This is a genomic window from Caballeronia sp. ATUFL_F2_KS9A (assembly GCF_023630765.1).
GTDB lineage: Bacteria > Pseudomonadota > Gammaproteobacteria > Burkholderiales > Burkholderiaceae > Caballeronia > Caballeronia zhejiangensis.
In genome coordinates, this window is record NZ_JALQEK010000044.1 from 1 (window position 1) to 9,076 (window position 9,076).

The 9,076-nt window shown below is 62.8% G+C and carries 10 protein-coding genes; 2 read left to right on the forward strand and 8 right to left on the reverse strand.

Translation table 11 applies throughout. The features are described 5' to 3' along the window. Positions 1-144: 144 nt before the first annotated feature. The 5 genes from NCS67_RS26825 to NCS67_RS26845 form a co-directional block, all read right to left on the reverse strand. A complete protein-coding gene (locus NCS67_RS26825; RefSeq protein ID WP_250437351.1) occupies positions 145-1,518 on the reverse strand; it encodes an MFS transporter in 1,374 nt (457 codons plus the stop codon). Positions 1,519-1,581: 63 nt separating this feature from the next. After that, positions 1,582-2,403: an enoyl-CoA hydratase-related protein gene (locus NCS67_RS26830; protein ID WP_250437353.1), complete on the reverse strand. Its 822-nt coding sequence runs from the start codon at positions 2,401-2,403 to the stop codon at positions 1,582-1,584. Positions 2,404-2,433: 30 nt separating this feature from the next. Next, positions 2,434-3,210: an enoyl-CoA hydratase-related protein gene (locus NCS67_RS26835; RefSeq protein WP_250437355.1), complete on the reverse strand. Its 777-nt coding sequence runs from the start codon at positions 3,208-3,210 to the stop codon at positions 2,434-2,436. Beyond that, on the reverse strand, positions 3,207-4,448 hold the full coding sequence (locus NCS67_RS26840) for a CaiB/BaiF CoA transferase family protein (protein ID WP_250437357.1): 1,242 nt from the start codon (positions 4,446-4,448) through the stop codon (positions 3,207-3,209). The genes NCS67_RS26835 and NCS67_RS26840 overlap by 4 nt, the downstream gene beginning before the upstream one ends. A 138-nt stretch (positions 4,449-4,586) precedes the next feature. Then, complete coding sequence (locus NCS67_RS26845) at positions 4,587-5,471, reverse strand: LysR substrate-binding domain-containing protein (RefSeq protein ID WP_008346873.1); 885 nt, start codon at positions 5,469-5,471, stop codon at positions 4,587-4,589. A gap of 325 nt (positions 5,472-5,796) precedes the next feature. On the opposite strand from NCS67_RS26845, the gene flhD reads away from it, so the two are divergent. Further along, on the forward strand, positions 5,797-6,114 hold the full coding sequence (flhD, locus tag NCS67_RS26850; RefSeq protein ID WP_008346874.1) for a flagellar transcriptional regulator FlhD: 318 nt from the start codon (positions 5,797-5,799) through the stop codon (positions 6,112-6,114). Between the two features lie 22 nt (positions 6,115-6,136). Next, the gene (flhC, locus tag NCS67_RS26855) at positions 6,137-6,745 is read left to right on the forward strand and encodes a flagellar transcriptional regulator FlhC (protein ID WP_250437361.1); all 609 of its coding nucleotides are present in this window, start codon (positions 6,137-6,139) and stop codon (positions 6,743-6,745) included. Between the two features lie 9 nt (positions 6,746-6,754). On the opposite strand, the gene NCS67_RS26860 is transcribed toward flhC, so the two are convergent. The 3 genes from NCS67_RS26860 to NCS67_RS26870 form a co-directional block, all read right to left on the reverse strand. Next, positions 6,755-8,227, reverse strand: a complete 1,473-nt coding sequence (locus NCS67_RS26860) for a mechanosensitive ion channel domain-containing protein (RefSeq protein WP_250437359.1) — start codon at positions 8,225-8,227, stop codon at positions 6,755-6,757. Between the two features lie 82 nt (positions 8,228-8,309). Then, positions 8,310-8,834, reverse strand: a complete 525-nt coding sequence (locus NCS67_RS26865) for a DUF2889 domain-containing protein (protein ID WP_008346878.1) — start codon at positions 8,832-8,834, stop codon at positions 8,310-8,312. A 2-nt stretch (positions 8,835-8,836) separates the two neighbouring features. Beyond that, a partial coding sequence (locus NCS67_RS26870; RefSeq protein ID WP_250437360.1) for an electron transfer flavoprotein subunit alpha/FixB family protein occupies positions 8,837-9,076 on the reverse strand: 240 nt, incomplete at its 5' end.

The window sequence follows — 9,076 nt, forward strand, 5'->3', positions numbered from 1 at the left end:
GGCGGTGCGCCCCGCCGAGCGCCAACAGCCCCGCCCGCCGCCGCGCCGCCGCCCCCCCCCCCCCCCCCCCCCCGCCCCGCCCCGGCCGCCCCCCCCCCCCCCCCCCCCCCCCCCCCCCCCCCCCCGCTTCGTGTCATCGCCGATTCAACGTACCGGCAATTGAGCCGTGTCGGCAGGGCTCGCGCACTGCACTTCGTAATGACGCTGACGAATGAGCCGATCCTGCCGCAGTCCCCAAAAATAGGTAACGGCAAGGCAGGGCAACAGCGAAACGATCGAATACCCGACGCCCGCAAGCGGGTTGCCCGTGAGATTGACGAGCGAAAGACTGATGAGCGGAAGAAACCCGCCGAACAGCACATTGCCGAGTTGTTGCGACAAGCCGAAGCCCGTGGTCCTGCTTTGCGGTGGAAAACATTCGGCGATGAACGCGGGCAGCGGCGCCATGATCATCGCGGTCAACACGGCGAGCAGCGCGACGAGCAGCGTCGCCGTGACCCAGCCGCCCGCGAGCGCATTCGTCCTGATGCCCGCGAATGCCGGATACGCTGCGAGTATCCAGAGCACGATGCCGATCAGCATCACGCGCGCCCGGCCGATCGCATCGGACAGACGGCCGAACGCCGGATAAAGCGGCGCGGCCACGACGATAGCGACGCCAAGGCAGAGATTCGCGCGCGACGGATCGACCTTCAACACGTTCTGCAGGAAGTACAGCATGTAGACGATCGACGTATAAAGCGATACCGACGTTCCGCCTTGCGCGCCGAACATCGCGACGAGAATCGCCTTCCACGACGTCGCGCTCCACAACGTGTCCTGCAGCGGCGATTTCGACAGACGGCCCGCCTCTTTCATCTCCGCGAACACGGGCGTTTCCTTCATGCCGAGCCGGATCCATGTCGCCACCGCGACGATCGGCGCCGAGATCAGGAACGGGACGCGCCAGCCCCACGATTCGAATGCGGCTGCATCGAGCGCGAACTTCAGCGCTGACACGATAGCGAGCGCGAGCAAAAGGCCGAGGCTCGCGGTGCTTTGCAGCACGCTCGTCGCCATGCCTTTGCGGCCCGCGGGCGCATGCTCCATGACGTAGACGACCGCGGAGCCGTATTCGCCGCCGAGCGCGATGCCCTGCACCACGCGCAGCGCGATGAGGCCGATCGGCGCAAGCAGGCCGGCCATCGCGTAGGTCGGCAGACAGCCGATGCCCACCGTCGCGATACCCATGATCGCGAGCGTGATGACGAAGGTCTTCTTGCGTCCGATGCGGTCGGCCATCGGGCTGAAGATGATCGTGCCGAGCGGCCGCGCGACATACGCGATGCCGAACGTGGCGACGCCCGCCATCGCGGCGACCGTGCGATCCGTCGATGGCAGGAACAAGTGCGTCAGCGTCGATGTCAGCGCGACGTAGACGAAGAAATCGTAGTACTCGAGCATCGTGCCGAGGCTCGATGTCGCGATGATCCGCAGCATGCCGGGCTTTGAATGTCGCGCGCCGGAAGTCGTGGACATGGTCGTCTCCTGTGATTCAGTTCGTGAGGCCCCGCGCGATCGACGCAGTGGCCGTAAGGCGCATCACATGTGCGTGCGCTTCTTCGCCGCTTGCTGCGCGAGAAACCGGTCGACAGCCTCCTTGTGCTCGCGGCCGCACAACAGAATGGCCTGCATGCTCGCCGCCATTTCGAGCGTCGTTTCAAGCGATGCATCGGCCGCTTCGCGCACGAGCCGCTTCGCCATGCGCAGTGCAGTCGGCGGGCTGTGCGCGATGCGTTTCGCCAGCGACAACGCTTCGGTGTCGAGCGCATCCTCCGGCACGACCTTCGAGACGATGCCGAGCTTGAGCGCCGCTTCCGCATCGATGAACTCGCTGGTCAGCGTCAGTTCGAGCGCCTTCGCATAGCCGACGATGCGCGCGAGAAACCACGATCCGCCGATGCCCGATACAAGTCCCAGCCGCAAGAAGCTCTCTGCGAAAACGGCTTTCGTGCTCGCCACGCGGATATCGCACATCAACGCGAGATCGCAGCCCGCTCCGACTGCGGCGCCATTGACCGCGCATACCGAAGGCACATCGAGACCGCTCAATGCGCGCGTGATCCGGTGCAAGCTGCGATGCAAGCGGTCGCGCACGTCTTCGACGCTGCCGCTCATCAGATCGCTGCCGCTTTGCATGTCCTTCACGTTACCACCCGTGCAGAAATGCCGCGACGACGAACGCAGCAGGACGCAATGCACGTCGCGCCGGTCGTTGATCTCTTCGAGCGCATCCGACAGCGCCTCTGTCATCGCGACGTTCAGCGCGTTGCCGTCGCTTGCGCTGTTGAGCGTGAGCACGAGCACGCCGTCGTCGAGGGATGACTCGACCAGCGAACCCGAATCGTTTGAATAAGCTGACACGACAAAGTCTCCTGATAGTTTCGCCGGCAACTACCGGTTCTGGAATGCGGCCTGACGACGTTCGAGAAACGCGGCCATGCCTTCTTTCTGATCGGCGAGCGCAAAGCCCGCATGAAATAGCCTTCGCTCGAACAACAGACCTTCCGACAGCGAGGACTCGAACGCACGATTGACGGCTTCCTTGATCGCGACGATCACCGGCAGCGAATGACGCGCGATCTGCTCGCCGACGCGCATCGCTTCGTCGATCAAGCGCTCGCGAGCGACGACCATCGACACGAGTCCATATGCCAATGCCTCGCTTGCGTTGAAGGATTCGCCGGTCAGGCACGCGAGCATCGCGGTCGATTTGCCCACCGCGCGCGGCAGACGCTGCGTGCCGCCCGCGCCCGGCACGATGCCGAGCTTGATTTCGGGCTGGCCGAAGAGCGCATCGTCCGCGGCGATGACGATGTCGCACATCATCGCCAGTTCGCAGCCGCCGCCGAGCGCATAGCCGCCTACCGCAGCGATGATGGGCTTGCGGGCCATGCGGATGCGGTCCCAGCTTCGTCCGATGTAGTCATCCGAGAATGCGCTCGCGTAATCGAGCTTCGACATCGCGACGATGTCGGCGCCGGCGGCGAAGGCCTTGTCGGACCCTGTCAGAACGATTGCGTGAATTTGCGGATCGGCTTCGTTGCGCAGCAGGACGTCGATGAGCTGATCCATCAACGCGTCGGTCAGCGGATTGAGCGGGTTATCCGACGCGAGACGCACGAGCGCGACCTGGCCGCGTCGTTCGCTCCGTATGATCGCGGCGCTCATGCGCTCACCTTGCGGTCTTCATCGCAGGTCTCGCGCGTTGCGCGGCCCAGGCGGATCACGCCCGCATTCAGCAGTTCCGCGATCTCGCTTTGGGCGAAGCCGTATCGCTCCAGCATCTGCAGCGTGTGCTGGCCCGTCAGCGGCGCTGGCACGTCGGGCACGCTTGCGCGGTCGGATGGACCGAGCGCGAAGCCGTGCGTACGCATGATTCCCGCGACCGGATGATCGATCGTCTGCGCCAGTCCGCATTCGGCGTATTCCGCCGTTTCGGTGACATCGCCGTAGGTTGCGACGGGCGAACACAGAATGTCCCGCGCTGCGAGCCGTTCCATCCACTCCGCGGTCGGGCGTTCGACGAAACGCGCCGCGAGCATGTGATGCAGCGCCTTGCGATGGCGCACGCGATCGTCGTTGGTGGCGAAGCGCGGATCCGCTGCGAGTGCGGACGATGCGAGCACCTCGCACAGCGCGCGCCATCGTTCCGGATGATAGGCGACGACCATCATCCAGCCGTCCTGCGTCGGGAACGCTTCGTTCGGGCATGCATAAGGCGCGGCGCTGCCGGTTTTTTCCGGCTCGCGGCCGGACGCGAAATACGCAGCGAAGCCGATCTGCTGCAGCATCAGCGTCGCGTTGTAGAGACTCACGTCGAGATGCTGGGCACCGCCGCCCGCGCGAACCTGATGCAGCGCGCCGAGAATCGCGATCGATGCGAGATAGCCGCCCATCATGTCGGCAACGGGAATCGGGACTTTCAGCGGCTCGGCGTTCGTCGTGCCGAGCGTGCTCATCAGACCGCTGACAGCCTGGATCACGCCATCGACGCCCGGCCGCTTGCGATTCGCGCCCGTCTGACCGAAGGCGGAGATCGAGCAGTAGACGAGCCGGGGATTCAACTGACGCAGTGCGTCGAAGTCGAGTCCCATCGATGCCATCACGCCCGGCCGAAAGTTTTCGACGAGCACGTCGGCCTCGCGCAACATGCGGCGAACGGCTTCGCGCCCCGCGTCGGTTTTCAGATCGATCGCGACGCTGTACTTGTTGCGGTTGACGCTGATGAAGGCCGGGCTTTCACCGCTGATCCACGGCGGGCCGATGCGCCGCCCGATCTCGCCGTCGGGCGGCTCGATCTTGACGACGTGCGCGCCGAGATCGGCGAGCGTCATCGAGCAGACCGGACCGGCGAGGACATGCGAGAAATCGATCACCCGCACGCCGTTGAGGCTGTCTCTTGGCATTTGTGATTGTCCTGTCTCGTGACTCGTCACTGCGACGAACCATGCCGACGAGAATAGGTACTCACCGGCCTTCCGGACAATCGACAATTTAGAAACGAGCCTTTGACTTTTTGTTAAAGGGTCGGCGATTCGTGAGCGCTATTCGTTGAGCAACGAGTGCAGCCATCGGCGGAAAATCTTCAGTGCATCGGATTGCGGACGCGCCGTCGGCCACGCGAAGTAGTACGTGTGATTGCCGCGGTCCAGCTCGAATGAAAACGGAGCGACGAGCAGACCGCTTTCGAGTTCGCTGCGCACCAGCGCCTTCTGCGCGATCGCGACGCCGTGCCCTTCGATCGCTGCCTGATACGCGAGCAGCGACGTTTCGTAGCGCATCTCGCGGCGTCGCCCGCTCAATGGAAGGCCCGCAGCCTTCAGCCACAAGGTCCAGTCTTCAGGGCGTGCGAGCGTGTGCAGAAGCGTTTCGCCCTGTAACTGCGAGCGCGCCTTGACCTGTCTCGACGGCGCGGCGACAGGCACCAGTTCGTTCGCGATCAGACGTTGCACGCGCAGACCGGGCCACTTGCCGTCGCCTAGCTGAATGCCGGCGTCGATATCCTCACGCGCGAAATTGAGCGGAGCCGGTGATGTCGTCAGTTGCACGTCGATGTTTTCATGCAGCCGATGAAAGCTCGCGAGACGCGGAATCAGCCAGCGCACCGCGAAGGTGGCGGGCGAGCGGATCTTGAGCACGCGGGCGCGCCGTTCCGACGAACGCAGACTGTCGGTGGCTTCGCGCAGCGCTGCGAAGAGCGGCATCAACTCCGCCAGATACCGCGCACCCGCCGAGGTCAGCTCAAGCCGTCCTTTCACACGCTCGAACAGATCGACGCCCAGATAGGCTTCGAGCGTGCGTACCTGCCGGCTGACGGCGGCGGGCGTCACGGCCAATTCGTCGGCGGCCTTGGAAATACTCAGCAGGCGTCCGGTCGCCTCGAACGCCCGGGTCGGATTCAACGGGGGAAGCAGTGCGCGACGTTCCATAGCCTGTCCGTGTGGAAGCATGTCGGGATTGTGGCGCGAAAATGGTCGAGGTTCGGTAGGCGGCCACTCGCCGGATAGCTGAATACCGAAGCGCCGCCGGTATCGACTGCCGCTCGATCATCGTGAGCAAAGCCGCTTTCCTGTCCCGACAAGGCCGCCCCGCAGCGCATATTCCGTTCCCGGAGAACGGGATAACAATCCTTTAACGGTGTTGCTAATCGATTAATTAAAATCAATCTTCTGACGATTGATCCGGTGGAGACGCGCGCCTAGACTGAAATCATTGAAGGCAACGAAAGCCTTGGAGACATCAAGGCCTAAAAAGATGAGCACCTTCGAAATCCAAGAAAGCATTCGAGAGATCAATCTTTCCTATCTCATCCTCGCGCAGCGAATCTTGCGCGAGGACCGCGCGATCGGCATGTTTCGCCTCGGGCTATCCGCCGAGGTTGCCGATCTGCTGATGAGCCTCTCGCTGCCCCAAGTCGTGAAGCTCGCCTCTTCCGATCAGCTGTTATGCGCGTTCCGCTTCAACGATCACATGCTGCTCTCCGCGCTGACGCAACCTCCGAAGCACGCCGACATCGCTTCGACGCATGCTGCCGTTCTATTGGCAGGCCAGCCCGTCAAACTGCTGATCTAAGGCGCCGTCCTCCATGAACCTCATTGCAAAGAAAAGCCTGACCGAAGAAGCGCAAGAGGTGTTTCGCGCAGTCGCGCTCATCGAACTCGGTGCGCGCATGCAGGTCCTCGAAAGCGAACTCACGCTCTCGCGCGAACGTCTCATCCGTCTTTATCGTGAAGTGCGAGGCGTGTCGCCGCCAAAGGGAATGCTGCCTTTCTCCGCGGACTGGTACATGCCGTGGCTTTCGAACATTCACGCGTCGCTATTCTTCAACACTTATCTGTTCCTCAAGAACGAAGCGAGCTGCTCGCACCTCGATGCGCTGACCAAAGGATATCGGCTGTATCTGGAGCACTGCACGCGCAACGACGCCGAACCGGTGCTCGACCTGACGCGCGCCTGGACGCTCGTGCGTTTCTTCGAGGCGGAGATGCTGCAATTGACGCCCTGCTGCCGCTGCACCGGCAAGTTCGTCGCGCACAAGCATGACTTGCAGCACGGCGTCGTGTGCGGCGCCTGCCAGCCGCCGTCGCGTGCGGGCAAGACGAGGAAAGCGGCGGCACGCGCGGCCGTTCAGGCTTTTGCGTCGGTGACTGACGAGAAGGTGATCGATCCGGCCGCGCGACCCATCTCCGCTGAAGCAGCTTGAGCCGTATGCTCAATCGCTTCGGGAGTCGTGATTCAGCGAATGCGCGTTCCATACTTTCCCGATCAACCACTGGAACAGCGAGTGGCCTTGTTCGTGCTCGGCGGGCATCGGAGTCGCGAGCTTGCCGAGCTTATCCTGCCGATACGCCAGAAGCTCGCACATTTGCTTCGCTACTTCCGGATGATCTTTGAGAAACGACGTCATGTCGTCCTTGGCCAGCTGAAATAGAACCGATGGCGTGAGCGTCGAGATCGATACTTGCATCGCGATTCCGGCGAGCAATCCCGCTTCCCCGAATGCTTCGCCCGGCCCGATGCGAGCAACCTCGCGAGCGCCTGCCGCTTCGACGACCGCGACCGAGAGCACGCCCGAATGCACGATCGACAAGCTATCGGGCACGGTGTCGGGCGCCAGGATCTGATGATTCGCCTGATATTCGTGTCGCGACAAACGCTTCGCGAGCCGCGTTATTTCCTCGCCTGAAAGGCTGTCGAACAAGTCGACGCGTCTTAACAAGGCTTCTTTTTCATCTCTCGATGCAAGCGCGGGCGCCGCTACGCCCAGCGCGCGCCATGCCACGCCAGCCGCGGTGAGATGGCGGTAGCAGAGGTCGAAGAGCTCGTTGCATACGGCGAGCTTTTTGTTCATGTCGTCGACGAAGGCCACCACTTCATACTGGACCGAGTTCGTCGTCGTGCGCTTCATGCGCGCGTATGGGGCCGGCGTCGCGAGAATCAGATTACAACCGGTAAGCGCGCGCCCGAGTCCGTCCAGCACGGTCTTCGGCCGCGCCTCGGGTTCGATCTCGAGGACGATCGATATGCCGTGGACGTCTCCCGGTCTGCTGTTATTGGTGATTTTCGCCTTCGCCGCGACAGCGTTAGGGACGATGAGCGTATTGCCCTGCCCCGTCAACAGATGTGTCGCGCGCCAGTTCATCTCGACGACCTTGCCCTCGACGTCGTCGATCGTCACCCAGTCACCTATCGCGTAGGGTTCCGTCGTGTTGATGACGATGCCCGCGAATACATCGCTGAGCGTGCTCTGGATAGCGAGGCCCAGCACGATCGCCAGTGCGCCCGATGTCGCAACGAGGCCGCGTACCGGCAGTTCGAGCACGAAGCCAAGCGCCGCCACGGCCGCCGCGAGAAACACCACGGCACCGAAAACGTCCGAGAACAGCCGCTGTTTTCTCCAGGCGCGTGGAAGCAGCAGCGTGTCGAGTGAGAGCGTGAGCAGACGCGCGCCCATCATCCACCAGATGATTTCGAGAATTTGCCCCGCCCAGTGCAATTCGACGACGTCGGCGAACGGCGCCTGCGTGAACGGACTCAGACCCGACGAAAAGAGTACCCAGCTCAACAGAAAAAAGAGCGCGAGCCGTATGAAGAGCCGGGCCAGGTCATTGTCGGGCAATCGCGCGCGCCACACGATCACGTCGATTGCGACGATGCCGAAGCCCAGAAGCAAGGGGTATTTCACGGATGCTCCTCTCGAGGAACGACTTCGAGAGAATACACATTTGCTGGCAACGCGCGCTAGCCACGGCTCGCACGCCGATGCGTCACAGGCGCTTCGGCGCCTCGTACCACTTCGGATGAAATGCCTTCACGAGCGGACCATCCGTACGAAGCGCGTGACAGCCGTCGAGCTGGAACGGCCGCATGGTGCCGCTCGCGTTGATTTCCTCGCTCATCGTCTGAAATGCGGCGGTGGCCACCGCGCCGATGAGTTCGGTCAGATGCGTGCAGCCGCGCAAGCCGCCGAACACGTTTCTGATTTCGCGCATGAAGCCCGGCGCGAGCTTCATGCCTTCGAGCTTGCGATAGTCGGGCGCGATCGTTTCGCAATGGCCGACATACGGCACGATGATCGATTCGGCCTTCGCCTCGCGGATGACGAAATCGACGCCGATGGTCATGCGCAGCATCATCTCGTGCACCGGATCGCCCGCCTTGACGATCACGCCATGGGAATCGCGATCGTATGACTTCGTGTCGCGCAGATGGCCTTCGATGTCGTAGAGGCCATCCGCGCGTCTGAAGCCTTGCAGCGTGATCTGGCGCGTGTGCAGCGGCACGCGATCCATCGTCACAGCGTGCTCGCGAGATCCGGCACGACGGAGAACAGATCGCCGACGAGACCGTAATCGGCGACGCTGAAGATCGGTGCTTCGGGGTCTTTGTTGATCGCGACGATGACCTTCGAGTCCTTCATGCCGGCCAAGTGCTGAATCGCGCCCGAGATGCCGACTGCAACGTACAGTTGCGGCGCGACGATCTTGCCGGTTTGACCGACCTGAAAGTCGTTCGGGACATAGCCGGCATCGAC

Bases quoted from the DNA above. Each gene is read 5' to 3' on its own strand.
- NCS67_RS26835 (WP_250437355.1), bottom strand. From the start codon at position 3,210: ATGAGCGCCGCGATCATACGGAGCGAACGACGCGGCCAGGTCGCGCTC.
- NCS67_RS26840 (WP_250437357.1), bottom strand. From the start codon at position 4,448: ATGCCAAGAGACAGCCTCAACGGCGTGCGGGTGATCGATTTCTCGCAT.
- NCS67_RS26865 (WP_008346878.1), bottom strand. From the start codon at position 8,834: ATGGATCGCGTGCCGCTGCACACGCGCCAGATCACGCTGCAAGGCTTC.
- NCS67_RS26845 (WP_008346873.1), bottom strand. From the start codon at position 5,471: ATGGAACGTCGCGCACTGCTTCCCCCGTTGAATCCGACCCGGGCGTTC.
- flhD (WP_008346874.1), top strand. From the start codon at position 5,797: ATGAGCACCTTCGAAATCCAAGAAAGCATTCGAGAGATCAATCTTTCC.
- NCS67_RS26825 (WP_250437351.1), bottom strand. From the start codon at position 1,518: ATGTCCACGACTTCCGGCGCGCGACATTCAAAGCCCGGCATGCTGCGG.